We start from the raw sequence: 26,640 nt of genomic DNA on the forward strand, positions 1-26,640 counted from the left end.
TGAGAGCCTTCCCGTTTCACTGAAACGGGGCAGCCCAGCGGCTCAGGCGGTCAACTCCCGTTCCAGCGGGGTCCGGAAGCGTGGCGTGATCCGCGCGTCCCCCACCCAGGACGCCAGCCGGGCCGCCTCGGCCTCGATCGCCGATGACGCCTCCCGGCCGGGGTCGGTCAGCAGCCGCCAGGTCAGCTCGCCGTTGCCGCGCTGTGCCCAGCCGCCCACGATCCCGCCGTTCCACCACACCGTGGGGCCGATGTTGCCCGAGCGGTCGAAGAGCGCTGCCCGGTGCTCGGCAGGCAGATGGAAGCCGCGGTCCGCCCAGCCCATTCCGCTCGGGTCGAGCGCGGGCAGCAGGGCGGCCCAGGGGGCCGGTTCGGGGTCGGGTTCCGTGTCCCCGGGGGCGACCCAGGCGACGGCCCCGTTGTCGAGTCGCACCTCCACGGCTCCGACCGCCGCCAGCGCCGTACGGGCCTCGCGCGTTCCCCACCCGGTCCACCATCTGAGGTCTGTCTCGGTGCCTGGCCCGTACGCCCGGAGCCAGTTGAGGGCAAGCTCCGCCTGGGCCGGACCGGTTTCCTCCTGCGGGCGTGGGCGGGCAGGTGCCCAGCGGAACTGGCTCGAGGTCCAGGAGCCGCGCGGCCGGTCCCGGCGGATCCGTCCCTCCGCGGCCAGTACGCGGATGACCCGGGTCGCGACGCCCTGCACCGTCTCCTGCTTCTTTCCGGGGAAGACCGTGATCTTGGTGCGGAGGGCGGGTACCCCGGCGGCCAGTTCGCTGCCTGAGACCGGTCCACTTCCGTCCAGGAAGGCCAGGGCGCTCTTCTCCGTACCGTCGAGCCAGCGTTCGTCCAGGCCGTTGCCGTCCTCCCGCAAGTGCTTGAGCAGGTTGCGGCGTTCCTTGGCGGCCACAGCACGCGCGTTCGCGGCCTCGACCCGTGGAGCCATCTCGTCCGAGACGACGAAGAGCGTGTTGCGCATGGAGAGCATCCGCACCAGTGAGACGTCCTGGTAGAGGCACCGCTCCACTGCGGCGACGCTGGGCTCGGCGAGCCTGGCGCAGGCGGAGAGGAAGACGGTGGCCGCATCGGTCGCATGGAGACCGACGACGGCGTCGGCCACGGCGACGGGCGATGAGGCCCGTACACCGGGTGCCAGCAGATGGCGGCGGCCGATCCGGATGCGCCGCTGTTCGTCACTGATGCGTTGCACGTCGGCTCCTCGGGGAGGCGGCAGGGTCAGAGGGCGAGCTTGAAGCCCACATGACTGGCCACGAAGCCGAGCCTCTCGTAGAAGCGGTGCGCGTCGGTGCGGGACACGTCGGAGGTGAGCTGCACCAGTTGGCAGTCCTGCCGACGTGATTCGTCCACGGCCCACTGGATCAGGCGGGTGCCGAGGCCGCTGCCCCGTTCGTCCGCGTGGATGCGCACGCCTTCGATCACCGAACGGGTCGAGCCGCGCCGGGACAGCCCCGGGATCACGGTCAGCTGCAGGGTCCCGACGACGCGCTCGGCACGCACGGCGACCATCAAGTGCTGATTCGGGTCGTCGGTCAGCCGCCCGAGCGCCGTCCGGTAGGGCGCGAGGTCGTCGGGCGACTCGCGCCGGGTCCCCAGCGGGTCGTCGGCGAGCAGCGCCACTATCTCCGCCAGGTCGTCGGCGGTCGCCCGGCGTATGTCCAGATCGCTCATGATCCGCAGCCTACGCAGTCGGCGGGCGCTGCTACACGGGAACGGCCTTCAGTTCCTCGACCGCCCTGACGAGGGGTGCCAGCTCGGGGTTCGCCGCAGCCTCGTCGAGCGCGGCGCGCAGGGCGCTGTCATTGGTCGGCCGGGCTTCGGACAGCAGGGCGAGCCCGCTGTCGGTGACGTCGGTGTAGATGCCCCTGCGATCGGTGTCACAGAGGTACCGGGTCAGCAGTCTTCGGTCTTCGAGGCGGGTGACCAGACGGGTGGTGGCGCTCTGGCTCAGCCCGACGGCGTCCGCCACCTGCTTCATCTGCAGGTGCCCGCCCGGCCCGTTGTGCTGCCTGCTGAGCACGTCCAGCAGGGAGTACTCCCGCACGCTGAGGTGGTGGCCGCTCTGCAGGGCCCGTTCGATGCGCGTCTCGATCTTGCCGTGGAGCAGGGAGAGCGCGATCCAGCCCTGGGAGAGGGCGGTCAGGGCCGGGTCCGTGGCTGTCATGGTCTCTCCTCCGTGCCGGAGTTGCTTACGTCAAGAGTAGCCGACGGCCGCAATAGTCGGCGCTTGCAATTAAAGGGCGTCTGCAATTATTGTCTACGCTTGTTAGGCGCAGCAGCAACCATCTGGAGGGAACCCATGCCGCTCGCACTCCTCGCCCTGGCCATCGGGGCATTCGGTATCGGAACCACCGAGTTCGTGGTCATGGGGCTGCTCCCCGAGGTGGCCGCCGAATTCCAGGTGTCCATTCCAGCTGCCGGCTTCCTGGCCACGGGTTACGCGCTCGGCGTCGTGCTCGGGGCCCCGCTGATGACCGTGCTCGGCACGAAGGTCAGCCGCAAACGGATGCTGATGATCCTCATGGGCCTGTTCATCGTCGGCAATGTGGTCACCGCGGCCGCACCCGTCTTCGAAGTGATGGTCGTCGGCCGCGTGATCGCCTCACTTGCCCACGGCGCCTTCTTCGGCATCGGAGCAGTCGTGGCGGCCGATCTGGTCGCCCCTGAGAGGAAGGCGGGCGCCATCGCCCTGATGTTCACAGGGCTCACCGTCGCCAACGTCATCGGTGTGCCGGTGGGCACCTACATCGGGCAGAACGCCGGCTGGCGTTCCACGTTCTACGTCGTTGCGGCGTTGGGCGTCCTCGGCCTGCTCGGCGTGGCCCGGCTCGTGCCCGGACAGCCCCGCGCCGAGGGCGTCAGACTGCGGCAGGAGATCGCGGCCTTCCGCAATGTGCAGGTCCTGCTCGCCATGGCGATGACAGTCCTCGGATTCGGCGGCGTCTTCGCGGCGATCACCTACATCACGCCGATGATGACGGAGACCGCCGGATATTCGGCCTCCGCCGTCACCTGGCTGCTGGTCCTCTTCGGTCTCGGCATGGTCGGCGGCAACCTGGCCGGCGGCAGGTTCGCCGACCGCCGCCCCACGTTGCTGCTCCGTGTGTCTCTGGGCGGCCTCGCCCTGGTCCTGGCCCTGTTCACCCTGACCGCCCACAACAAGATCGCGGCAGCGGTCACCCTCGTCCTGATCGGTGCCTTCGGCTTCGCGACCGTGCCCCCGCTGCAGAAGCGGGTGCTCGACCAGGCGGTGGACGCCCCGACGCTGGCGTCCGCGATGAACATCGGGGCCTTCAACCTCGGTAACGCGCTCTCGGCCTGGCTCGGCGGGATCGTCATCGGTGCCGGCCTCGGCTACACCGCCCCGAACTGGGTCGGGGCGGCGCTCGCCGCATCGGCGCTGGTACTTGCCCTCGTGTCCAGCGTGCTGGAGCGGCGGACGGCCACCCCGAGCCGTCTCGCCGCCACCCATACCCCGGATCCGACGGCGGTTCCGGTGACCCGGAGCTGAGCCACGGCTTCCGCGTCCTCCGGGCCGCAGCGCGTGTGATCGGAGGGAGGGCCGGGGCTTCAGCCCGTCGCCAGACTCAGGGGGGCGAAGTACCGGGACCAGTCCCCGTGCTGCCGCCCGCCGAGGGTCATCATCGTGGTCTCCGAGCGGGGCCGCAGCCCGCAGCCCCCGAGCCAGTCGAGCAGCTCTTCGTGGCGGGCATCGACGTCCACACGCAACGGCCGGTCCGTCACCTCGGCAAGCGAGGCCAGGAGCCGCTTCGCCACGGCGGTGTCCCTGGAGATCAGCGGCCCGACCGCGTGGTTGGCGCCGCTAGGTGAGAGCGTGACGTACCCGATCAGCTCCCCGTCCTGCTCGGCGACCCGCATGTGGTCGGCGAACGTCGGGAGCCGGGTCAGCAGATGGGTACGGTCGAGCCCGAAGACGACGGAGTCCAGCTGCACCAGGGCCCGCAGATCCTGGGCGGAAGCAGACCGGATGACGATGTCCGGGCCGCCGGGAGACCGCGACCCGGAGACCGCCGTCGGCCGGAACTGCCCGAGCAGGCGTACGGCGCGGCCCACCGGGACGAAGCCGAGTTCGTCGTAGAGCGGGCGGCCCGCCGATGTCGCATGGAGGCTGAGCGGGGTGCCCCCGGAAGCCTCGATCACCCTCTGCATCACGTACCGGCCGATCCCGCGCCGAGCATGGCGTCCGGCGACCAGCAGCATCCCGACGGCGGCCATCCCGGGCCCGTACGAGACCACCACGCAGCTCGCCATCAGGCCCTTGCTGTCGGGGTCGTCGATGCCGTAGCCCGTCCCGGCGGCGAGCAGCAGGGCCCAGCGCTCCTCGTCGCGCGGCCAGCCGCGGTCCTCGCTGAGGTCGGCGCAGGCGATCAAGTCGTCCCGGGTGAGGCGCCGGATGGGCAGATCGGACAGCGGGCGGGGCAATGAGCTGGGCATACGGGCCAGGCTGTCCGACGCGATGATCGCCGTCCACCGCTTTACCGGATCTGGCCGAGACCCGCAGCCGAAAATTGTGCCCAGGCCGGGTGAACGAACGGTTTCACGTGAAACACGGCACGGCAGGTGAGGGCCGCGCCCGCGTGAACCAGTCGGCATGTCAGCCCAGGTCGGCGGCGTGCAGGGCCCGGACCCCCTCGATATTGCCGTCCAGATAGTGCCGCAGCGACAGCGGTACGAGGTGCACCGCGGCGATGCCGACCCGGCTGAAGGGCACCCGTACGACGTCGTACTCCCCGCAGGGGGCTTCGATCTCCGGGCCGTGGCGCAGGGACACGTCCATGGAGTCGAGGCGGCAGACGAAGAAGTGCTGAACCTTGACGCCCTTCACCCCGCCCTCCTCGATGTGTTCCACGGTGTCGACGAAGCAGGGCACCACATCGGTGATCTTCGCGCCGAGCTCCTCGTCCACCTCGCGGTGCAGGGCGTCGACGACGGTCGCGTCCTCGGGCTCCACCCCGCCACCGGGGGTGACCCAGTACGGGTCCACTCCGGGCTTGGTGCGCTTGATGAGGATGAGGTCGTCGCCGTCGAGGAGGATGGCGCGTGCGGTGCGCTTGACCACAGGACGTTCGGTCATGGCAGAAGCGTGGCCCACGTGAGCCGTTCTGAAACACCGGGGCGCTGTCGGGCGCCCCTGAGGTCACCAGTCGGCTGCGGCCCGCAGCAGCCACTCGTGGGCCCGGGAGAGATGCGGCAGGGAGAGCGTGCCGGTCCGCGCGGCCAGGAAGTACGTGCGCAGGGGCGGGACCGGAGGGTCGAGAAGCGCCACCACCTCGCCGTGTTCCAGCGCGTCCTCGCACAGATAGCGCGGCAGCACAGCGAGCCCGGCACCGGCGGCCGCGCACTTGAGCACCGCCCGGAGGTCGGGTGCGATGACGGCACCGGCGGCCGCGGGCGAGCTGTCGAAGACGGCGGCCCAGTACCGGGAGACGAGCGGCAGGCTTTCGTGCACCTCGACCACGGGCAGCTGCTCCAGGACCACGGGCCCGTTGCGCCGCAGTGTCCCCGGCCCCAGGCGGCCGGCCCAGCGCGGGGCGGCGACCAGGACGTGCTCTTCGTCGCAGAGCGGGGTGGCGGTGAGCAGTTCCCCGCGCGGCCGGGCCGTCACGACAGCCAGGTCGTGGTGCCCGGCGGCGAGGGCGTCCAAGGTCTCGTCCGTATCGGCGGAGAACGAACCGCGCAGCGCGAGACCCTGGGCGATCAGCGGGGTGAGCGCGGGCAGCACCCGTAACGAGAGGAATTCCGGGGGCCCCGCCAGATGCAGGGTCCGTACGCCCGAGTCCTCGTCGAGGTCGGTCTCGGCGATCTCGACGAGCGCGTCCAGATGGGGCGCGGCCCGGTGCGCGAGTTCGTCGCCGATCGTCGTCGGAGTCACCCCGCGCGCCCTGCGAAGGAACAGCGGGCGGCCCAGCTGTCGTTCCAGGGTGCGGATCTGCGAGGTCACAGCGGGCTGCGAGAGGCCGAGGAGCGCGGCGGCGCGGGTGAAGGAGCCGGCTCGGTGGACGGTGACGAAGGTGCGCAGCAGGGCCAGATCCACGTCCCGTCCCTCCTGCCCTCGCGCAGTGACGCGTCCGATCGGACCCGGACAACTATAAATATGTCGATAGGTCGCTGTCGCTACTGTGATTGGACACTGACGCAGAGTCAACTAGCCTTGTCGAGGCGGTTCTTCACGAGGAGAACGCGAAGGGCCGCGGCGGTCCGAGCCACGAGGGGGGAGGCTCGGACCGCCCTTACCGCACCACGGGAGACGGAAGCGGGACTACTTCTCGCCGGTGGCGGCGGCCAGCGCCTGCTCGACATCGGCCACCAGGTCGGCGGCGTCCTCGGCGCCGACGGAGAAGCGGATGAACCCTTCCGGTACGGCGTCGCCGCCCCAGCGGCCCCGCCGCTCGGCGGTGGAGCGCACGCCGCCGAAGCTGGTGGCGTCCTCGACCAGATGCAGCGCCGACAGGAAGCGCTCCGCGGTCTCCCGGTCGGCCAGCACGAATGACACCACGGAGCCGAAGCGCCGCATCTGTCGTACCGCGTTCGCGTACGAGGGGTCGGCGGGCAGGCCGGGGTAGCGCAGACCGGACACGGCCTGGTGCTTGGCGAGCGCCTCGGCGAGGGCGAGGGCGTTGGCGCACTGCCGCTCGTTCCGCAGCTCCAGCGTGGCCAGCGACCGGTGCGCGAGCCATGCCTCCATGGGGCCGGGGATCGCACCGACGACCTTGCGCCAGCGTCGTACCCCGGCCGCAAGCTCCGGATCGCGGCAGGTCACGTGGCCGAGCAGGAGGTCTCCGTGTCCCGTCATGCCCTTGGTGTCACTGGCCACGGAGAAGTCGGCTCCCAGTTCCAGCGGCCGCTGGCCCAGCGGAGTGGCGAGGGTGTTGTCGACGGCCACCAGCGTGCCGCCGGCGTGCGCGGCCTCGACGAGCCGCCGTACGTCGCAGACGTCGAGGCCCGGATTGGAGGGTGTCTCGAGCCACAGGAGCTTCGCGCCCTCCAGAACGGTCAGCTGTGCGTCTCCGCCGGTCGGCGCGGTCCGTACCCCGACTCCGTACGCCTCCAGCTGGGCCCGCAGCAGGGGAAGTGCCTGATAGCCGTCGTCGGGGAGCACGACGGCGTCGCCGCTGCGCGCCTGGGAGAGCAGGACGGCCGAGATCGCCGCCATTCCGGAGGCGAAGACGGTGGTCTCCACCTCCTCTCCCGGTGCTTCGAGCTCCCCGATGGCCCGCTCCAGGTGCGTCCAGGTGGGGTTGGAGTCCCGACCGTAGGTGTAGGGGCCGGTCGGCTCGCCGGACAGGTGGTAGTGCGCGGCGAAGACCGGCCCGGGGAGGGTGGGCTCGTACTGCTGCGGTTCCGGCAGTCCCGCGCGTACCGCCCGGGTGCCGTCGCCCTTGGTGCTCATGCTTCGTCCTCGCTTCTCTCCCCGGCCGGTCACCGGTCCTGGTCGCACTGTTTCAGGTGGAGGGGGATCGTTCCCCGCCGGGCGGATCAGTCCTCGTCCGGGAGGACGACGTTCAGCGCCCAGGACACGATCGAGACGATCAGGCCGCCGAGGACGGCGGTCCAGAAGCCGTCGACGTGGAAGCTCAGGTCCAGCACATCGGCCAGCCACGAGGTGAGCAGCAGCATCAGGGCGTTCACCACGAGGGTGATCAGGCCCAGGGTGAGGATGAAGAGGGGCAGGGTGAGCAGCTTCACGATGGGCTTGACCACGACGTTGACCAGGCCGAACACCAGCGCCACGAGGACCAGGGTCAGGGCCTTGCGGCCGGTGCTGCCGCCGGTCAGCGTGATGTCCTGGACCAGCCAGATGGCAACGGCCAGCGCACCCGCGTTGGCGATCGTCTTGACTACGAAATTCTTCATGTGTCTGATCGTGGCAGACATGATCGGTGGCGAACACCGGCTGGACAGAGGCAAGGGGCGGACGGGTATGAAGGCATTCAGGCTGGACGAACTGGAGGCGGAACGGGCCGCCAACGACGGTGCGTACCTGCAGTTCCTCCGCGAGCGGAACATGTCGGTCGGCCTGTACGCCCTGAACGCCGGAGAGCTCGACCCGCAGAATCCGCACGGCCAGGACGAGGTCTATCTCGTGGTCAGTGGTCGCGCGTCGATCACTGTCGGCATGGAAACGACACAGGTGGGAAGAGGAAGTGTCGTGTATGTGCCCGCCGGAACGGCCCACAAGTTCCACCACATCACCGAGGACCTGCGGGTGATGGTGGTCTTCTCCCCGCCCGAGGGATGAGTCCGCGCCCGGAGCCTCCCCGGGTTCCCTAGGGGATCGTTCAGGGGAGGACAAGGGATTCCCGGGGCCCGGTGACCGCCCCTTCGCCTCTAGCATCGAAGCAGGAACTCACAGAGACGAGGTAGGACGATGGCCGTGCGGGAGATATTCGCTGGTATGCCCTGGTGGGTGAAGTGGATCGCGGTACCCGTCATCGCGATCGTCGTGTTCGGCGGGCTGATCGCCAGCCTGGTCGCGTTCGTGGTCGGTCTGCTCTTCAAGATCCTGGTCTTCGTGATCCTGGTCGGCGGGCTCGTCTTCGTCGTACGGAAGTTCCTGTCGTCGTCCTCCGGTAGCGGCTGGTGACCGCACGCCCGACGGGGGATTAGCCCAGCTGAGCTAAGGGAAAGGCGAATCGGCACCCGGTCACAGGGCTGCCGATACAGTGAAAGTCCGCTGCCGCCGCCTGGGAAAAGCACCGTAAGTCACCACCCCGACCAGTGGTTTGTACGGGATCCGGCCTCCGAACCCCCAGGTCCGCGGCGGACCTGTGGGGGCGGCCCCCACGGGCGGGCTGACCGCCCGTCACCACGCCTGGGGGTGACCGTTGACCACGGCATCGAGTACGGCTGTTCCGACGCTCATCGGGTCGGTTCAGCGGGCGCTGAGGCTGCTGGAGGCTGTGGGCACCCATCGCGACGGGGCCCCGGCCAAACAGCTGGCGAGGGAAGCTGGGCTGCCCCTGCCCACCGCCTACCACCTGCTGCGGACCCTGACCCACGAGGGATACCTGCGCCGGGAGAACGGCGTCTTCCTCTTCGGCGCCGCCGCCGAACGGCTGATGGGTGACGGCGCCCTGCAGAGCCGCCGCGGCGCCATGACCCAGTCACTGGACCGCTGGCGGGACCTCGTCGGGGCTCCGGTGTACTGCGCGATCTACCGCGAGGGTGAGATCGAACTCCTCGCCGTGGCCGACACCCCCGAGCAGCCGGCGGTGGACGAGTGGGCGGCCTTCCGGGAGACCGGGCACGCGCACGCGATCGGCCAGTGCCTGCTGAGCCGGCTCGACGAGAAGGCCCGCGAGGACCACTTGGACCGGCACCCGGTCCGCCAGCTGACCCGGTATTCCGTGCGCGACCGCTCGGCGTTCCTCGCGCGGCTGCGGTCGCTGGAGCGTACGGAACCGGTCATCGAGCGACAGGAGTACGCGCTCGGGACGGTCTGTGCGGCCATCCCGATCGTGGCCGGATTCACCGCCGCCGCGATGGCCATTTCTCTCCCCCTCGACGAGGAAGAACGGTTGCTCCCCGCAGTCGAACGGTTACGCGCTGAAGTGGCCAGCCTCTTGCGTTCGTTCGTGTTCTCTATCAGTATCTGAAAAATCACTCCTTGTGATCTGCTATCGCGTGCACCACGATGGCGTCAATAGGGCCACGGGGGATCATTCCTGGCCAGATTCATCTACTGCGGGGTTGAACGATGCGTGAGTCGGTTCAAGCTGAGGTCATGATGAGCTTCCTCGTCTCCGAGGAGCTCTCATTCCGTATCCCGGTGGAGCTCCGGTACGAAGTGTGCGATCCGTACGCGATCCGGATGACCTTCCATCTGCCCGGCGACGCCCCCGTCACCTGGGCCTTCGGTCGCGAGCTGCTGCTCGACGGCCTCAACAGCCCCAGTGGTGACGGCGATGTGCACATCGCGCCGACCGAGCCCGAGGGCCTGTCCGATGTCCACATCCGGCTGCAGGTGGGCGCCGACCGTGCGCTCTTCCGGGCGGGCACGGCACCTCTTGTCGCCTTTCTCGACCGTACGGACAAGCTGGTGCCGCTCGGGCAGGAGTGCACGCTGGATGACTTCGACGGCGACTTGGAGGAGGAGCTGGGGCGCATTCTGGCCGAAGAGCAGAACGCCGGCTGAAGAAGCCCGGTGTTCTCGGGCCCTCCATGCCACTCGAACAAGACACCTGCCGATCGGGTGAATCACGCTCCGTGTTCCAGTCAGGACCTCGCCCGCCGTCGTCGGCCCCGGCCGCTCCGCACGGGTGCCGAAGCTCCGGCTTCCGCGCCGAGCCCCGTGCGGTCCGCTGTGACGACCACTGCCGCGAGCGCGGTCGTCACCGGTACGGAGGCGACCAGCCCGATCGAGCCGACGAGGGTGCGCACGATCTCCTCCGCCACCAGCTCGCTGTTGGCGACAGTGCCGACGCTGCTCTGCGCGACCGTGAACAGCAGCAGGAGGGGCAGCGCGGCGCCGGCATAGGCGAGCACCAGGGTGTTGACCACCGAGGCGATGTGATCGCGTCCGATTCTGGTCCCTGCCCGGTAGAGCTGCTTCGCCGTCATGGTGGGGTTCGCCTGGCGCAGCTCCCAGACCGCCGAGGTCTGGGTGACGGTGACGTCGTCGAGCACCCCGAGGGAGCCGATGATGACACCGGCCAGCAGCAGGCCGCTCATGTCGATGTGCGGATACAGGCCGTGGATGAGGCCGGTGTTGTCGTCGGTGTTCCCGCTCAGGCTCGCCCAGCCGATGAAGAGTGAGCCGAGCAGCCCGATCAGGAGCAGCGAGACCAGGGTGCCGATGACGGCGACGGAGGTGCGGGCGGTCGGTCCGTGGCAGATGTAGAGAGCGATCAGCATGATCGCGCCCGCCCCGACGACCGCCACCACCAGCGGGTTCGAGCCCTGCAGGATGGCCGGAAGGATGAACAGGGTCAGGATCGCGAACGACAGCGCGAGCGCCACCAGGGCCATGACCCCGCGCATCCTGCCCACCAGCACCACCGCGAGGGCGAAGATCCCGGCCAGCAGCATCAGGGGGAACTTCCGGTTCACGTCCGTCACGGAGTACTGGAGGTCATGGGGCGCGTCCGGGGCGTACGCCACCACCACTCCCTGGCCCTCCCGCAGTTGTCTGGGGGCGTCCGGCTGGACCACCTCGACGAACCGGCGTCCCTTGTCGGGGCCACTGGTGACCTCGACGGTGGCCTTCTCGCAGAGCCCCCCGTCGGCCTTCGGCTCCCCGTCGGGCGGGTCGGTCGCGCCGTCGACGGGGAGCTGGGCGGCGTTCACGTCCTTGCAGTCCACCTTGACGACACCCACCACCTTTCCCTGCTGGGTCTGCCGGTCGAAGCCGACGCCGGTCCGTTCGTGCGCCGGCGCACCACCCGGCCATAGCGCGACGAGACCGACGATCACGGCGGCTGCGAAGGGGATCAGCACCGCGGCGATCACCTTGCGCAGATGGGCGGATACAGGCGCGGCCGGGCCATGGCTGTGTGCGTGGGCCTGCTGATGGCCCTGCGGGTCTGGGTCGCGATGAGGGGGCGTCACCGGCCGATCATCGCAAGAAGGAAGAGGCCCTCTGTTCAGCTCGCCCGTCCAGGGGCTAGCGTGGTGGCACCTTTGCACACGCGGGAGCTCGGAGCACCGGGCTGAGAGGGCGCTGACCGCCGTACGTCCGTACGGCAGTGATGCTGCGCCGACCGCCGAACCTGTTACCGGGTAATGCCGGCGTAGGGAGTAGGTCTCATGACCACATCGGACACACGCACGCCTGCCTCCAATCAGGGCGACGAGGCCGGGAAGTCCATCGGCTGGCACAAGGGGTACGTCCAGGGGCAGCGCCCGGACATCCGGGTGCCGGTCCGTCAGGTGCACCTCACCAACGGCAAGGACGTGACGCTGTACGACACGTCGGGGCCGTACACCGATCCCGCCACCGCGACCGACGTCCGCCGCGGACTCGCGCCCCTGCGGGAGAACTGGATCATTGCCCGCAGCGACACCGAGGAGTACGCGGGCCGCCCCGCCCGTCCCGAGGACGACGGGCTGAAGCACACCTCGCCACGGGGCGGGCTGCGCAACCTGGACGCGGTCTTCCCCGGCCGCCCGCGCCGACCGCGGCGCAGCCGGGACGGGCGGCCCGTCACCCAGCTCGCGTACGCCCGCAGGGGCGAGATCACCCCGGAGATGGAGTACGTCGCGGTCCGGGAGAACGTGGCGGCCGAGGTGGTTCGCGAGGAGATCGCCGCAGGGCGCGCGGTGCTGCCCGCCAACGTCAACCACCCGGAGAGCGAGCCGATGATCATCGGGAAGCGGTTCCTGGTGAAGGTGAATGCCAACATCGGCAACTCCGCGGTGACGTCCTCCATCGAGGAGGAGGTGGACAAGATGACGTGGGCGGCCCGGTGGGGCGCGGACACGGTCATGGACCTTTCCACCGGCCGCAACATCCACACCACCCGTGAGTGGGTTCTTCGCAATTCACCCGTACCGATCGGAACCGTTCCTCTCTACCAGGCCCTGGAAAAGGTCGATGGCAGGGCGGAGGAGCTGACCTGGGAGATCTACAAGGACACCGTCATCGAGCAGGCCGAGCAGGGCGTGGACTACATGACGGTGCACGCCGGCGTACGCCTGCCGTACGTGCCGCTCACCGCTCGCCGCAAGACCGGCATCGTCTCCCGCGGCGGCTCGATCATGGCGGCCTGGTGCCTGGCGCACCACAAGGAGTCGTTCCTGTACGAGCACTTCGAGGAGCTCTGCGAGATCCTCGCCGCTTACGACGTGACGTACTCACTGGGCGACGGACTGCGCCCCGGGTCGATCGCGGACGCCAACGACGAGGCCCAGTTCGCCGAACTGCGCACGCTCGGTGAGCTGAACACGGTCGCCAAGAGGTTCGGGGTGCAGACCATGATCGAGGGGCCGGGGCATGTCCCGATGCACAAGATCAAGGAGAACATCGACCTCCAGCAGGAGATCTGCGAGGAAGCGCCGTTCTACACCCTCGGCCCGCTGACCACCGACATCGCGCCGGCGTACGACCACATCACCTCGGGCATCGGTGCGGCGATGATCGCCTGGTGGGGTACGGCGATGCTCTGTTACGTGACGCCCAAGGAGCACCTCGGGCTGCCGAACCGGGACGACGTGAAGACCGGGGTCATCACGTACAAGATCGCGGCCCATGCCGCCGACCTGGCCAAGGGGCACCCGGGCGCACAGGAGTGGGACGACGCGCTGTCGGACGCCCGGTTCGAATTCCGCTGGGAGGACCAGTTCAACCTGGCGCTCGACCCGGACACGGCGCGGGAGTTCCATGACGAGACGCTGCCCGCCGAGCCTGCCAAGACGGCGCACTTCTGCTCGATGTGCGGTCCGAAGTTCTGTTCGATGAAGATCAGCCACAGCATCAGTGAGCAGTTCGGCGGCCCGGAGAGCGCGGAGGCGACGGCCGAGGAGGTCGCGGAAGGGATGCTCCAGAAGTCGCGCGAGTTCGCGGCGAGTGGTAACCGGGTCTACCTGCCACTGGCCGACTGACCTGGTGGTGGCCCGATAAGCAGACGGACGCGGCCCTTCCCCGGGCCGCGTCCGGACGCCTCCGCCTCAGCCCCGCTCAGTCCAGTTCGTGTTCGGGGCCGCCGAAGTCGGGGCTCGTGAAGTCCGGGCTGCTGTACGTGGGGCGGGGCGCGGCGGCAGGGCCCTGGTCCGGGCCCGCGAAGTCCGGCCTGCTGTAACCGATCTTCGGGAGACGGCCCACCGGGCGGTGCGGTGCGGGGGCCGTGGGGCCGGCGGCGGGCTCGGTGAGCGCGTCGCGCAGGAAGGGCACGATGCCCCGCTCCAGCAGCGCCTGCCGCCAGGCCTCCTTGGCCCGGGCGACTTCGTCGGGCAGGTCCTCGCCGGCTTCGCGGGCCGTCAGGGACGTAGAGCCGTTGCGCAGGGCGGTGATGAGCAGGCCGATGGCCGCGACGAAGATGGCGGCGGCGGTGACGGCGGCGAAGAACCAGCCCGCGCCGACCATGGTCGTGGCGAACGCCGGTGGTGGCTCCAGCATCTTCAGGAGGTAGCCGGCCAGCAGGAAGATGGTCGCCGCCGTACCCGCCAGCATCGGCGCCAGAACGGTGACGACCGCGCCTATGCCGGCGCCCGACTGGCTGAGGCCGTCCGGCGTGGTGCCGGGGTCCGCGTCACGTTCGGGGGCGCGCAGTTCGTCACGTGCCTTCACGTACTGCTCGTACTCGGCGGCGGCCGTGGCGGTGATCAGGGCGACGGCAGCCATCGCCATGGTGCGGAGCTGGGCGACGTTGAGGCGTTCGCCGACGGCGGCCAGTTCCGGTCGTTCATGAGCGTGACGCAGTGCGTCGTCGAGGAGCCGTTCGTACTCGGGCCGGTCCTCGGTCAGCAGGTGCGGAGCGCTGTTCATGTGCATCCCCCGATGCTCCGTCGGGCCTGTGTGCCCGCTCTGGCCGGGCAGTTGGGCGGAAACGGAGGAGAGCCTGCTACTGATACGCCGATGGTAGAGCGCGCACAGCACGGGGTGACAGAGGGTTTCCGGAAATAGGCCCAGTGCTCGGCGTTGTCAGGTCGGGATTCGTCTTCCCTGCCGAACGTCAGTCATGCAGCGGCAGTTGGACGACCAGTAGCTTTCCGGCCATGGTCACTCCGCCGTCCATGGCGATGGCGAGCCCGTCCGCGTACACATGGGGGCCGTCGACCTGGGGCCCGGCACCGTCCTCGCTGTCCTCGGAGCCGACCTCGCCGGTCAGGTAGGGAATCGGGCTGTGACCATGGACGACGCGCCGGCCGCCGTACGCCGCCATCAGTTCCTGGACGGCCTCGGGGCCCTGGTCGTCCCGGAAGGCGAACCGCTTGGTGAGCTTGCGGAACAGGTCCCAGCACTCGTCGGCGTCGTTGCGCGTGAGGATGGCGTGCACCGTGTCGTTGACGTCCTCGATGGTGGAGCCGTAGTCCAGGTACGCCGTCGTGTCCGAGTGCATCAGGAGGTGCCCGTCCTCCTCGACGACCGCGTCGAGCCGGGACATCCACTGGAGGTGGACGTCCTGGAGGCGTTCCATGTCCGCCTTCTGGCCGCCGTTGAGGAGCCAGGCGGCCTGGAAGGTGGCGGTGCCCGCGCCGGAGTTCACCGGGGTGTCGCCGAACCGCTTGGCGCCGATCAGCAGCAGCTCGTGGTTGCCCATCAGGGCCTTGCAGTAGCCGCCGGCGGCCGCGGCCTCGGCGGAGAGCCGCATGACGAGGTCGATGACGCCGATGCCGTCGGGGCCCCGGTCGGTGAAGTCGCCGAGGAACCACAGGCGCGCGTTGCCGGCGGCCCAGCGGCCTTCGGCGTCGATCAGGCCCTGCTCGGCGAGCGCGGCGAGCAGCTCGTCCAGGTACCCGTGGACGTCACCGACCACGTACAGCGGGCCGAGACCCGGTGTGGCGACGGGACGCGGTTCGGGTACGGGCTGCACCTGGGCGGGTTTGTCGGCACTGATGACGGGAAGGTCGCGCGCCGTCGGCGTGTACCCCTCGGGTGCGTCGCCCTCCGGGAAGGCGCTTCCCGGGTGCGGCGAGGCGGGCGGCGCAGGGGACTGCGCATAGGGCGGTACGCGGAAGTCGCGCAACGTCGCCGTCCGCACCACGGGTTCCTGACCGGCCCCCTGTGTCATCGACCCCTCCACACCACCGTCGCGCCGCCGCACACCTGACGGGCCCTGCTGGTCGGGTTGGTCCGCGGTGTCGTGCGTCCATCATAGGAATGCGGATCGTGCTCTGGGACGCACCAGGGGTGGTGAATCCTTCCGCATGCCAGGTTCGTCGGTCGATTGGTCCCAATTGGGCTGATCAATCCCCTGCCGGGGAACGCGGCGCACTGACCGTGGTGCGGGGCGGACGGCGTTGCGAGGACGTCCGGACGATGAGCTCCGTCGGTATCACCCGCTCCACCGGGCCGTCCTGGTCGACGCCCTCGATCGCGTCGATGAGCAGCTGGACGACCGCCGTGCCGATACGCCGCGGCTTCAGCGAGAGCGTCGTGATGGGCGGCTCGGTCGTCGCGTAGACCGTGGACTCGCTGCAGCAGACCAGCAACAGGTCCTCGGGGACGCGCAGACCGTAGCGCCGGGCGGCAGCCAGCAGGTCCGTGCCGTTGGGGTCGAAGAGCCCGTAGACGGCGTCGGGGCGGTCGGGGCGGGCCAGCAGCCGGTCGGCGGCCACGGCGCCCGCACACGGGTCGTGCGCCGGATAGGACTCGTAGACCGGGTCCTGCCCCACGCGCTCGCACCAGTGCAGGTAGGCGGTGGTGGAGAGCCGGGTGTACGTGTCGGTGGTGGTACCGGTGAGCAGTCCGATACGGCGTGCCCCGGCGGCGGCGAGATGGTCGAGGAGGTCGAGGACGGCGGCCCGGTGGTCGTTGTCCACCCAGGCGGTGACCGGCAGCGACCCGGCGGGGCGGCCGTCGGAGACCACGGGCAGGCCCTGGCGGACCAGCTCGGTGACGACCGGGTCCTGGTCGGAGGGGTCGATGACGACGGTGCCGTCGAGGGCCACGTTCGACCACACGTCGTGGCGCGAGGTGGCCGGGAGGATGACCAGGGCGTAGCCGCGGGCTAGCGCCGCGGAGGTGGCCGCTCTCGCCATCTCCGCGAAGTACGCGAACTCGGTGAAGGTGAAAGGTTCATCCCCGTACGTCGTCACGGTCAGGCCGATGAGGCCGGACTTGCCGGTACGGAGCGTGCGGGCCGCCGCCGAAGGGCGGTAGCCCAGGCGCTCTGCGACCTCGCGGACATGGCGGCGGGTGGCGTCCGGGAGCCTGCCCTTGCCGTTGAGCGCGTCGGAGACGGTCGTGATGGAGACGCCGGCGGCCGCGGCGACATCCCGGATACCGGCACGTCCCTGCCTGCCGCCGCGCCGGGGGGTCTCCGTCCGGCTCACCTGGTGCTTCCCTGCTGCTGTCATGGCGAGCCGATAGTAGGGCTCGGAAGGACAGTTGGCCCGGTCGCATATTCACCCGTTGACAGGCACGTTTCTGCAAGGTCATCGGGTGCCAAAGGCATTGCTTCCCAAGGGGGTTGGTGGGGTCCACCGTCATGTGTCATGCATCTGGCGGGACGGGCCTGCTGGCGGAGCGAGGTCTCGAAGAGGTCTCAACTCACCTCTTCGAGGGACGCGCGCCACGGAGTGAGCCACCGGCGCGCGCCATGACCGGGCGCGCTCCCCCTCATTCCGGGGTCCACCGGACGAATCCGCTGTCCACCCGTTCGCAGCGGCGCCCAATCCTCATAAGGTGAGCAGTATTGATGTATACGGATGGTCGAGGAGGACCTGCGGTGAGCGAGACGAGCCCCAAGCTGCGTGCCGAGCTGGACGGTGTTCCCGCCTATGTGCCGGGCAAACCGGCATCGGCGGACGGACCGGCCGCGTTCAAGCTGTCCTCCAACGAGAACCCGTATCCCCCGCTGCCGGGAGTGATGGAGGCCGCGACGGCCTCGGCGGCGTCCTTCAACCGTTACCCGGACATGGCCTGCACGGGTCTGATGAACGAGTTGTCCGACCGCTTCGGTGTGCCCGTGTCGCACCTGGCCACCGGGACCGGTTCGGTCGGCGTGGCCCAGCAGCTGCTGCAGGCCACCTCGGGCCCGGGTGACGAGGTCATCTACGCCTGGCGTTCCTTCGAGGCGTACCCGATCATCACGCAGGTCAGCGGCGCGACCTCGGTGAAGGTGCCGCTGACCGACGGCGAGGTGCACGACCTGGACGCGATGGCGGACGCGATCACGGACCGGACGCGGCTGATCTTCGTCTGCAATCCGAACAACCCGACCGGCACCGTCGTGCGCAGGGCCGAGCTGGAACGGTTCCTCGACCGGGTGCCGAGCGACGTGCTCGTGGTGCTGGACGAGGCGTACAAGGAGTTCATCCGCGACGTCGAGGTCCCGGACGGCATCGAGATCTACCGGGACCGCCCCAACGTGGCGGTGCTGCGGACGTTCTCCAAGGCGTACGGCCTGGCCGGGCTGCGGGTCGGCTTCGCGGTGGCCCATGAGCCGGTGGCGGCGGCGCTGCGCAAGACGGCGGTGCCGTTCGGTGTCAGTCAGCTCGCCCAGGACGCGGCGGTGGCCTCGCTGCGAGCCGAGGACGAGCTGCTCGGCCGGGTCGGCTCGCTGGTGTGCGAGCGGGACCGGGTGCACGAGACGCTGGTGCGGCAGGGCTGGACCGTGCCCGAGTCCCAGGCGAACTTCGTCTGGCTGCGGCTGGGTGACCGCACCCTGGACTTCGCGGCGGCCTGCGAGAAGGCCGGCGTGGTGGTCCGCCCGTTCGCAGGCGAGGGCGTGCGCGTCACGATCGGTGAGGACGAGGCGAATGACCTGTTCCTGAAGGTGACGGAGTCGTTCCGCAAGGAGCTGTAACCGGCGCCTCCCGGCAACCGGGCCCCGTACCTCGCGAGAGGTGCGGGGCCCTTTCGTATGCCCGGCGCTCGGGGCGACGGGTGACGGGGGACCCCGGTCGAACGGCCCGAAAACGTGTGCGCCATAATTGCTTGTGAATGTGAACGCGTTCACAAGCGTGTCCTGCTTCCTCCCGTGATCCGTTGGATTTCACGGACAAATCGCCGGTGTGACGGCGGTGACGTAAGGAGAAGACGACGTGGAGCTAGCTCTGGCGCCGGAGACCCTGGCGCGATGGCAGTTCGGTACGACGACCGTCTACCACTTCCTCTTCGTTCCTCTGACGATCTCTCTCGCGGCGCTCACCGCCGGCCTGCAGACCGCCTGGGTGCGGACGAACAAGGAGAAGTACCTCAGGGCCACCAAGTTCTGGGGAAAGCTCTTCCTGATCAACATCGCGATGGGTGTCGTCACCGGCATCGTGCAGGAGTTCCAGTTCGGGATGAACTGGTCCGACTACTCGCGGTTCGTCGGTGACGTCTTCGGGGCCCCGCTCGCTTTCGAGGCCCTGATCGCGTTCTTCTTCGAGTCCACCTTCATCGGCCTGTGGATCTTCGGCTGGGACAAGCTGCCGAAGAGGATCCACCTCGCCTGCATCTGGATGGTGTCCCTCGGCACCGTCCTGTCCGCCTACTTCATCCTGGCGGCCAACTCCTGGATGCAGCACCCGGTCGGCTACCGCATCAACAAGGAACGCGGACGCGCCGAACTCACCGACTTCTGGCACGTGCTCACGCAGAACACCGCACTCGCCCAGTTCTTCCACACCATCACCGCCGCCTTCCTGGTCGGCGGGGCGTTCATGGTCGGCATCGCGGCCTTCCACCTGGCCCGCAAGAAGCACATCCCGGTGATGCGGACCTCGCTGCGGCTGGGACTGATCACCGTGGTGATCTCCGGCCTCCTGACCGCAGTCAGCGGCGACCAGCTCGGCAAGGTGATGTTCAAGCAGCAGCCGATGAAGATGGCGGCCGCCGAGGCGCTGTGGGACGGACAGAACTCCGCGCCGTTCTCGATCTTCGCCTACGGGGACGTCAGCAAGGGCCACAACTCGGTGGAGATCTCCGTCCCCGGGGTGCTGTCCTTCCTCGCCGACGACGACTTCCACTCGTACGTGCCCGGCATCAACGACATCAACAAGGCGGAGCAGGAGCGCTTTGGTCCCGGTGACTACCGGCCCAACATCCCCGTCGCCTTCTGGAGCTTCCGGTGGATGATCGGCTTCGGCATGGCTTCCTTCGGCCTCGGCATCCTCGGTCTGTGGCTCACCCGTAAGAAGTTCATGCTGCCCGAGGCGATGCGCACCGGTGAGGACGAGGTGCCGAATCTGGTCCTCTTCAAGAACAAGGCCCTCAGTCCACGCCTCGCCCGGTGCTACTGGATCGTCGCCCTGTGGACCCTGCTCTTCCCGCTGATCGCCAACTCCTGGGGCTGGATCTTCACCGAGATGGGCCGTCAGCCCTGGGTCGTCTACGGCGTGCTCCAGACCCGCGACGCGGTCTCCCCCGGCGTCTCCCAGGCCGAGGTGCTCACCTCGCTGATCGTCTTCACCGTGCTGTACGCGGTGCTCGCCGTGATCGAAGTCCGGCTCCTCCTGAAGTACATCAAGGCCGGGCCCCCGGAGCTCACGGACGACGACCTCAACCCGCCCACCCGGATCGGCGGCGATCACGAAGACGCCGACCGGCCCATGGCCTTCTCCTACTGAGAGCGGGAGCCGAGAAATGGAACTCCACGACGTCTGGTTCGTGCTCATCGCCGTCCTGTGGACCGGCTACTTCTTCCTGGAGGGATTCGACTTCGGGATCGGCGTCCTCACCAAGCTGCTGGCCCGGGACCGTAAGGAACGACGGGTACTGATCAACACGATCGGCCCGGTCTGGGACGGCAACGAGGTCTGGCTGCTCAGCGCCGGCGGAGCGACCTTCGCCGCGTTCCCCGAGTGGTACGCCACGTTGTTCTCCGGGTTCTACCTGCCGCTCCTGGTCATCCTGCTCTGCCTGATCGTGCGCGGTGTCGCCTTCGAGTACCGGGCGAAGCGGCCTGAGGAGAAGTGGCAGACCAACTGGGAGCACGCGATCTTCTGGGCCTCGCTGATCCCCGCCGTGCTGTGGGGCGTGGCCTTCGGCAACATCGTGCGGGGCGTGAAGATCGACGCGCACATGGAGTACACGGGCAGCGTCCTGGACCTGCTCAACCCCTACGCACTCCTCGGCGGCCTGGTCACCCTCACCCTCTTCACCTTCCACGGCGCGGTGTTCGCCGGGCTGAAGACGGCCGGTGACATCCGGGCCCGGGCGCGCGGCATGGCCCTGAAGCTGGGTGCCGTCACGGCGGTGCTCGCGCTCGCCTTTCTCGTCTGGACCCAGCTTGACAACGGGAACGGACGGAGCCTGCTCGCGATGATCGTCGCCGCCGTGGCGCTGGTCGGGGCGATCGTGATGATCGCGGCGGGGCGTGAGGGCTGGTCCTTCGCGCTCTCCGGCGTGGCCATCGCCGCAGCGGTCGCCATGTTGTTCCTGACGCTCTTCCCGAACGTCATGCCCTCCTCGCTGAACGACGCCTGGAGCCTCACGGTCACCAACGCCTCGTCCAGCCCGTACACGCTGAAGATCATGACCTGGTGCGCCGGGATCGCCACCCCGGTCGTGCTGCTCTACCAGGGGTGGACGTACTGGGTGTTCCGCAAGCGGATCGGCACCCAGCACATCGCCGATGCGCACTGACGCAGTGAGTGTTCCGACCGACCCGAGCCGCATGGGGTGTTTCACGTGAAACCGATCGACCCGCGTCTGCTCCGCCACGCCCGTGCCACGCGCCTGTTCATAGTGGCCGTGGTGGTTCTCGGCCTGGCCGGAGCGGCGCTGGTCATCGCCCAGGCCATGCTGGTCGCCGAGATCGTGGTGGGCGGCTTCGAGGACGGGCTCACGGCCGGCGGGTTGCGTACGCCGCTCCTGCTGCTCGCGGTGGTTGCGCTGGGCCGGGCCCTGGTCGCCTGGCTCACCGAGCTGGCGGCCCATCGTGCCGGTGCGGCGGTCAAGTCGGAACTGCGCGGGCGGCTGCTCCACCGGGCGGCGGAGCTGGGGCCGGACTGGCTGAGCGGGCAGCGCACCGGCTCGCTGGTGACGCTCGCGACCCGGGGGATCGACGCGCTCGACGACTACTTCGCGCGCTATCTGCCGCAGCTCGGGCTCGCGGTGGTCGTGCCGGTGGCCGTGCTTGCAAGGGTCGTCACCGAGGACTGGGTGTCGGCGGCGATCATCGTCGTCACGCTGCCGCTCATCCCGCTCTTCATGATCCTGATCGGCTGGGCGACCCAGTCGCGCATGGACCGTCAGTGGAAGCTGCTCTCCCGGCTCTCCGGTCACTTCCTCGACGTGGTGGCCGGACTGCCGACGCTGAAGGTGTTCGGCCGTGCCAGGGCCCAGGCCGAATCGATACGCAGGATCACCTCGCAGTACCGGCAGGCCACCCTGCGCACCCTGCGGATCGCGTTCCTGTCGTCCTTCGCCCTCGAACTCCTCGCCACCCTCTCGGTGGCCCTCGTCGCCGTCACTATCGGCATGCGGCTCGTGCACGGTGAACTCGACCTGTACACCGGCCTGCTGGTCCTGATCCTCGCGCCCGAGGCCTATCTCCCCATCCGCCAGGTCGGCGCGCAGTTCCATGCCGCCGCCGAGGGGCTCTCCGCGGCGGAGGAGGTCTTCGCCGTCCTGGAGACTGAACCCCGCGCCGGCGGTACGGGGGAGGTCCCCGCGTCGCTGGAGCTGGAGCTGGACGGGGTGACCGTCCGGCACGACGGCCGCTCCGAGCCCTCGCTCGCCCCCGTCTCGCTCACCGTCGAGGAGGGCGAGACCGTTGCCCTGGTCGGCCCGAGCGGGGTCGGCAAGACCACCCTGCTGAACGTGGTCCTGGGCTTCACCGCACCCGATGCGGGCCGAGTGCGCGTCGGTGGCACCGATCTGGCCGGCCTCTCCCTCGAACGCTGGCGGGAGCACACCGCCTGGGTGCCGCAGCGGCCGCATCTGTTCGCGGGCACCATCGCGGAGAACGTCAGGCTGGCCCGGCCCGCCGCCGACGACAGCGCGGTGACGGCGGCGCTGCGCGACGCGGGGGCGTACGACTTCGTGCAGGGGCTCCCGGACGGCGACCGCACCCTTCTCGGCGAGGACGGCGCCGGGCTCTCCGCCGGTCAGCGTCAGCGGATCGCGCTCGCCCGGGCCTTCCTCGCGGACCGGCCGGTGCTGCTGCTCGACGAGCCGACCGCGAGCCTGGACGGCGAGACGGAAGCGGGCATCGTCGAGGCGGTACGGAGGCTGGCCGCCGGCCGGACCGTGCTGCTGGTGGTGCACCGGCCGGCGCTGCTGGCGGTCGCGGACCGGGTGGTGACACTGACGGAACCGGCCCCGGAAGCAGCCCTGGCCGAGCCGCCCCGTCCCGCGAGGGCGCCCGAGGACATCCGGCCCACCGAAGGACCGGCACCCGCAGCCGAGGCGCCCGAGGAGACCGCGGCGGAGCGCGGCCACGTGCTGACCCGGGTCCGGGACGCCGCAGGTGCCCAGCGTGGCCGGCTCGGGCTCGCCCTGCTGCTGGGGAGCCTCGCCCTGGGTTCCGCCGTCGGGCTCATGGCGGTCTCCGGCTGGCTGATCTCCCGCGCCTCCGAACAGCCCCCCGTCCTCTATCTGATGGTCGCGGTGACGGCGACCCGCGCCTTCGGAATCGGCCGGGCGGTCTTCCGCTACGCCGAGCGCCTCGTCTCGCACGACGCGGTCCTGAGAATGCTCGCCGAAGTGCGCGTCGCCGTGTACCGGAGCCTGGAGCGCATCACACCGGGCGGCCTGAGCGGCGCCCGGCGCGGCGACCTCCTCTCGCGGCTGGTCGCGGACGTGGACGCCCTCCAGGACTACTGGCTGAGGTGGCTGCTGCCCGCCGGCACCGCCGTCCTCGTGGGCGCCGCGACCGTCGGCTTCACCGGCTGGCTGCTCCCCCAGGCGGGCCTGGTCCTGGCCGCGGGACTGCTGCTCGCGGGCGTCGGCGTCCCGCTCGTCAGCGGCGCCTGCGCCCGCCGCGCGGAACGGCGCCTGGCCCCGGCACGCGCCGACCTGGCCACCCGGATCACCGATCTGCTGGGCGGCACCGCCGAGCTGACCGTCGCGGGCGCCCTCCCCGGGCGCGTGGCCCGGACGCGCGCGGCCGACGCCGTGCTCACCCGGATCGCCTCCCGCGCGGCGACCGCGACCGCGCTCGGGGGCGGCCTCATCGCACTGATCGCAGGCCTCACCGTGGTGGCCGCCGCCCTGGTCGCGCTGCCCGCCGTGGCGGACGGCCGGCTCGCCGGCGTGGAGCTCGCAGTCGTCGTCCTCACTCCGCTGGCCGCCTTCGAGGCCGTGACCGGGCTGCCGCTCGCCGCCCAGTACCGGCAGCGGGTCAGCCGGAGCGCGGAGCGCGTGTACGAGGTGCTGGACGCCCCCGTGCCCGTACGGGAGCCGGCCGCCCCGGCCGCGACTCCGGCGAGCCCCTTCCCGCTGGAGGTGCGGGGGCTCTCGGCCCGGTACGCGGCCGCCGCCCACGACGCGCTCACCTCCGTCGACCTCACCCTGGAGGCGGGCCGCCGCGTCGCCGTCGTGGGGGCCTCGGGGTCCGGCAAGACCACGCTGGCCCAGGTGCTGCTGCGCTTCCTGGAGGCGCGGACGGGCACGTACCGGATCGGCGGGGTCGATGCTTCGGCGCTGGACGGGGACACCGTCCGGCGGTTCGTCGGGCTGTGCGCCCAGGACGCCCACATCTTCGACAGCTCGCTCCGGGAGAACCTGCGGCTCGCCCGCCCCGCCGCGACCGAGCCCGAACTGCGCGACGCGCTCGCCCGGGCCCGCCTCCTCGACTGGGCGGACGCGCTGCCGGACGGGCTGGACACCCTCGTCGGTGAGCACGGCGCCCGCCTCTCCGGGGGACAGCGCCAGCGCCTCGCCCTGGCCAGGGCCCTGCTCGCCGACTTCCCGGTCCTCGTGCTGGACGAGCCCGCCGAGCACCTCGACCTGCCGACCGCGGACGCCCTGACGCGGGACCTGCTGGCGGCGACCCGGGGGCGTACGACTGTCCTGATCACGCACCGGCTCGCCGGTCTCGAAGCGGTGGACGAGGTGGTGGTCCTGGAAGCGGGCGCGATCGTGCAGCGGGGCCCGTATGAGGTACTGGCGGCTGTCGACGGGCCGCTGCGCCGGATGCTGGCGCGGGAACGCGAGAGCGTGGGCGGACCGGTCGCGGCCGTGGGCGCGCACTTCTGAGCGCGAAGGTACACGGCTCCCGACTTTCCCCCGTAAATGGGACTAATTACGCTCTGGGTATGGCAGCGGAGGATCCGGAACACGCAGAGCCTTCGAAGGACTCGGAGCCCTCGCGGGACGCAGAGCCTTCGAAGGACTCGGAGCCCTCGCGGGACGCGCGCGACGATGTGACGGAAGCAGCGGAGACGGCCGAGGTGACTCGTAGTCTGCGGGGCCTGTCCACGGAACTCACGGCCCGGGTGCCACGCCTGCTGGAAGCCATGCGTTCCGTGGGGACCGGCCTCGAACTGCACTCCACGCTCGACCGGATCTGCGAGACGGCCGCCGAACTGGCCCACGCCCGGTACGCCGCGATCGGCGTCGTGGACGAGGAGGGCGAGGGCCTCTCCGACTTCGTCACCTATGGCGTCCCGGAGCCCGTCGCGCGCGAGATCGGCCGACGGCCGGACGGCCACCGGGGGCTGCTCGGCGCCCTCATCCATGACCCCCGCCCTCTGCGGCTCGCGGACCTGACCACCGATCCGAGGTTCGACGGATTCCCGCCCGGCCATCCGCTGATGCGCACCTTCCTCGGCGTTCCGATCAGGGTCCAGGGCGAGATCTTCGGCAACCTGTACCTCGCCGAGAAGGACGGCGGCGGCGGGTTCAGCGACTACGACCTGCACCTGGTGCGCGTACTGGCGACGGAGGCCGGGATCGCCATCGGCAACGCCCGGCTGTACGAGGCCGCCCGGCAGCGCGAGCGGTGGATCGACGGTTCGGTCGCCGTGACGACCGCCCTGCTCTCCGGCGGGGACGCCGACGACGCGCTCACGGTCGTCGCCGAGCAGGCCCGCCGTCTCGCGGCTGCCGCCGCCGGCATCGTGCTGCTGCCGGCCGAGGGCGGGGGCCTGGAGATCGTCGCCGTATCGGCGGACGACCCGACGGACTCGCTCGGGGTGATCGTTCCGGCCCAGAGCCCGGTGGTGGGGATGCTCCTGGGCGGCGAGGCCGTCTTCGTCGACGACTCGGCCACCGACACCCGCCTGATCACCAGGCTGGCGGACCCGTTCGGGCCGAACATGCTGCTGCCCCTGCACAGCGGGGGCCGGGTGCTGGGGGCGCTCGCCACGCCCCGGGCCAGGGGCGGCAGGCCGTTCACGGAGACGGAGCGGACGCTCGCCACCCAGTTCGCCTCGCAGGCCGCGCTGGCCCTGATGATGGCCGACGCCCAGCGCGACCGGGAGCGCCTCGCGGTCTACGAGGACCGCGACCGAATCGCCCGCGACCTCCACGATCTGGTCATCCAGCGGCTGTTCGCGACCGGGATGATGCTGGAGAGCGCCCAGCGGCGGTCGGACGTGCCGGAGGTGCAGACCGGCGTCGGCCGGGCGGTGGACGAGCTGGATGTGACCATCCAGGAGATCCGCACCGCGATCTTCGCGCTCCAGCAGGAGCCGGCCGAGGCGCCGGCCGGGCTGCGCACCCGGGTCCTCCGTGAGATCAACACGGCGGCCGTGCCGCTGGGCTTCAAACCGTCCCACCGCTTCGTGGGGGCGGTCGATTCCCTGGTGGGCGAGCTGACGGGCAAGAACCTGATCGCGGCGCTGCGGGAGGCGCTGTCCAACGCCTTCCGGCACGCCGGTGCGGCGCGCATCGAGGTGGTCGTCGACGCGACCGTCACGCTGGACGACGGGCGGGACGCCGTGCGGCTCTCGGTCGCCGACGACGGGGTGGGCATGCCGGAGGGAGGGCGGCGCAGCGGTCTGCGGAATCTGGCCCGCCGGGCGGGGTCGCTGGGCGGGGCCAGCTGGTTCGAGCCCGGCATCGGGGAGGGCGGGGGAGGCACGACGGTTGTGTGGCAGGCGCCGTTGTGAGTAGGCGTGCGGCCTTCCG

Annotated in this window: 23 protein-coding genes and 1 riboswitch; of the genes, 11 read left to right on the forward strand and 12 right to left on the reverse strand. The window is 70.2% G+C overall.

Going from position 1 to position 26,640, the window contains the following annotated elements; all coding sequences use genetic code 11:
* Positions 1-42 precede the first annotated feature (42 nt).
* Genes OG242_RS15900 through OG242_RS15910 form a run of 3 tightly spaced genes read right to left on the reverse strand, consistent with a single transcriptional unit; the run spans position 43 to position 2,178 of the window.
* A complete protein-coding gene (locus OG242_RS15900) occupies positions 43-1,206 on the reverse strand; it encodes a winged helix DNA-binding domain-containing protein (RefSeq protein ID WP_405898786.1) in 1,164 nt (387 codons plus the stop codon).
* 26 nt (positions 1,207-1,232) lie between these two features.
* Positions 1,233-1,685, reverse strand: coding sequence for a GNAT family N-acetyltransferase (locus OG242_RS15905; protein ID WP_405898787.1), 453 nt, complete (start codon positions 1,683-1,685; stop codon positions 1,233-1,235).
* A 31-nt stretch (positions 1,686-1,716) separates the two neighbouring features.
* Positions 1,717-2,178 (reverse strand): MarR family winged helix-turn-helix transcriptional regulator, encoded by a 462-nt coding sequence (locus OG242_RS15910; protein ID WP_405898788.1) that lies wholly within the window; start codon positions 2,176-2,178, stop codon positions 1,717-1,719.
* A 135-nt stretch (positions 2,179-2,313) separates the two neighbouring features.
* Between OG242_RS15910 and OG242_RS15915 the strand changes: the two genes are divergently transcribed.
* Positions 2,314-3,525: an MFS transporter gene (locus OG242_RS15915; RefSeq protein ID WP_405898789.1), complete on the forward strand. Its 1,212-nt coding sequence runs from the start codon at positions 2,314-2,316 to the stop codon at positions 3,523-3,525.
* Between the two features lie 59 nt (positions 3,526-3,584).
* On the opposite strand, the gene OG242_RS15920 is transcribed toward OG242_RS15915, so the two are convergent.
* From OG242_RS15920 to OG242_RS15940, 5 genes are all read right to left on the reverse strand, one after another.
* Positions 3,585-4,469, reverse strand: a complete 885-nt coding sequence (locus OG242_RS15920; protein WP_405898790.1) for a GNAT family N-acetyltransferase — start codon at positions 4,467-4,469, stop codon at positions 3,585-3,587.
* A 160-nt stretch (positions 4,470-4,629) separates the two neighbouring features.
* Positions 4,630-5,109: an NUDIX domain-containing protein gene (locus OG242_RS15925; RefSeq protein ID WP_405898791.1), complete on the reverse strand. Its 480-nt coding sequence runs from the start codon at positions 5,107-5,109 to the stop codon at positions 4,630-4,632.
* Positions 5,110-5,172: 63 nt separating this feature from the next.
* Positions 5,173-6,069 carry a LysR family transcriptional regulator gene (locus tag OG242_RS15930; RefSeq protein WP_405898792.1) on the reverse strand — a complete coding sequence of 299 codons (897 nt, stop codon included), beginning with the start codon at positions 6,067-6,069 and terminating at the stop codon, positions 5,173-5,175.
* Between the two features lie 225 nt (positions 6,070-6,294).
* The gene (locus tag OG242_RS15935; protein WP_405898793.1) at positions 6,295-7,425 is read right to left on the reverse strand and encodes a cystathionine gamma-lyase; all 1,131 of its coding nucleotides are present in this window, start codon (positions 7,423-7,425) and stop codon (positions 6,295-6,297) included.
* 86 nt (positions 7,426-7,511) lie between these two features.
* Entirely contained in the window at positions 7,512-7,889 is a 378-nt protein-coding gene (locus tag OG242_RS15940) for a phage holin family protein (protein WP_405898794.1), read from the reverse strand.
* 67 nt (positions 7,890-7,956) lie between these two features.
* Here OG242_RS15940 and OG242_RS15945 point away from each other — a divergent pair, with 67 nt between their 5' ends.
* The 4 genes from OG242_RS15945 to OG242_RS15960 all read left to right on the forward strand — a co-directional run bounded on the left by OG242_RS15945 (position 7,957) and on the right by OG242_RS15960 (position 10,170).
* Positions 7,957-8,274, forward strand: a complete 318-nt coding sequence (locus OG242_RS15945; RefSeq protein ID WP_405901627.1) for a cupin domain-containing protein — start codon at positions 7,957-7,959, stop codon at positions 8,272-8,274.
* A gap of 129 nt (positions 8,275-8,403) precedes the next feature.
* On the forward strand, positions 8,404-8,619 hold the full coding sequence (locus OG242_RS15950) for a DUF5326 family protein (RefSeq protein WP_165946136.1): 216 nt from the start codon (positions 8,404-8,406) through the stop codon (positions 8,617-8,619).
* Positions 8,620-8,860: 241 nt separating this feature from the next.
* Positions 8,861-9,631 carry an IclR family transcriptional regulator gene (locus OG242_RS15955; RefSeq protein WP_405898795.1) on the forward strand — a complete coding sequence of 257 codons (771 nt, stop codon included), beginning with the start codon at positions 8,861-8,863 and terminating at the stop codon, positions 9,629-9,631.
* A 101-nt stretch (positions 9,632-9,732) separates the two neighbouring features.
* Positions 9,733-10,170: an SsgA family sporulation/cell division regulator gene (locus OG242_RS15960; RefSeq protein ID WP_405898796.1), complete on the forward strand. Its 438-nt coding sequence runs from the start codon at positions 9,733-9,735 to the stop codon at positions 10,168-10,170.
* 80 nt (positions 10,171-10,250) lie between these two features.
* On the opposite strand, the gene OG242_RS15965 is transcribed toward OG242_RS15960, so the two are convergent.
* On the reverse strand, positions 10,251-11,582 hold the full coding sequence (locus tag OG242_RS15965) for a YibE/F family protein (RefSeq protein WP_405898797.1): 1,332 nt from the start codon (positions 11,580-11,582) through the stop codon (positions 10,251-10,253).
* Between the two features lie 70 nt (positions 11,583-11,652).
* A riboswitch (TPP riboswitch) is annotated at positions 11,653-11,788 on the forward strand.
* On the opposite strand from OG242_RS15965, the gene thiC reads away from it, so the two are divergent.
* A complete protein-coding gene (gene thiC / locus OG242_RS15970; RefSeq protein WP_405898798.1) occupies positions 11,781-13,574 on the forward strand; it encodes a phosphomethylpyrimidine synthase ThiC in 1,794 nt (597 codons plus the stop codon). Its footprint overlaps the riboswitch before it by 8 nt.
* 76 nt (positions 13,575-13,650) lie before the next feature.
* Here thiC and OG242_RS15975 read toward each other — a convergent pair whose 3' ends face one another.
* The 3 genes from OG242_RS15975 to OG242_RS15985 all read right to left on the reverse strand — a co-directional run bounded on the left by OG242_RS15975 (position 13,651) and on the right by OG242_RS15985 (position 16,991).
* On the reverse strand, positions 13,651-14,463 hold the full coding sequence (locus OG242_RS15975) for a hypothetical protein (protein ID WP_405898799.1): 813 nt from the start codon (positions 14,461-14,463) through the stop codon (positions 13,651-13,653).
* 181 nt (positions 14,464-14,644) lie between these two features.
* On the reverse strand, positions 14,645-15,703 hold the full coding sequence (locus tag OG242_RS15980; protein WP_405898800.1) for a metallophosphoesterase: 1,059 nt from the start codon (positions 15,701-15,703) through the stop codon (positions 14,645-14,647).
* A gap of 175 nt (positions 15,704-15,878) precedes the next feature.
* On the reverse strand, positions 15,879-16,991 hold the full coding sequence (locus OG242_RS15985; protein ID WP_026242993.1) for a LacI family DNA-binding transcriptional regulator: 1,113 nt from the start codon (positions 16,989-16,991) through the stop codon (positions 15,879-15,881).
* Positions 16,992-17,362: 371 nt separating this feature from the next.
* On the opposite strand from OG242_RS15985, the gene hisC reads away from it, so the two are divergent.
* The 5 genes from hisC (at position 17,363) to OG242_RS16010 (ending at position 26,621) form a co-directional block, all read left to right on the forward strand.
* The gene (hisC, locus tag OG242_RS15990; RefSeq protein WP_405898801.1) at positions 17,363-18,442 is read left to right on the forward strand and encodes a histidinol-phosphate transaminase; all 1,080 of its coding nucleotides are present in this window, start codon (positions 17,363-17,365) and stop codon (positions 18,440-18,442) included.
* 238 nt (positions 18,443-18,680) lie between these two features.
* Entirely contained in the window at positions 18,681-20,189 is a 1,509-nt protein-coding gene (locus OG242_RS15995; RefSeq protein ID WP_405898802.1) for a cytochrome ubiquinol oxidase subunit I, read from the forward strand.
* 16 nt (positions 20,190-20,205) lie between these two features.
* Positions 20,206-21,207: a cytochrome d ubiquinol oxidase subunit II gene (cydB, locus tag OG242_RS16000; RefSeq protein ID WP_405898803.1), complete on the forward strand. Its 1,002-nt coding sequence runs from the start codon at positions 20,206-20,208 to the stop codon at positions 21,205-21,207.
* Positions 21,208-21,252: 45 nt separating this feature from the next.
* Positions 21,253-24,765, forward strand: coding sequence for a thiol reductant ABC exporter subunit CydD (gene cydD / locus OG242_RS16005; RefSeq protein WP_405898804.1), 3,513 nt, complete (start codon positions 21,253-21,255; stop codon positions 24,763-24,765).
* Between the two features lie 59 nt (positions 24,766-24,824).
* Positions 24,825-26,621 (forward strand): GAF domain-containing sensor histidine kinase, encoded by a 1,797-nt coding sequence (locus OG242_RS16010; protein WP_405898805.1) that lies wholly within the window; start codon positions 24,825-24,827, stop codon positions 26,619-26,621.
* The last annotated feature ends 19 nt before the right edge of the window (positions 26,622-26,640 follow it).

It is taken from the genome of Streptomyces sp. NBC_00727 (assembly GCF_045161745.1).
Classification (GTDB): Bacteria; Actinomycetota; Actinomycetes; order Streptomycetales; family Streptomycetaceae; genus Streptomyces.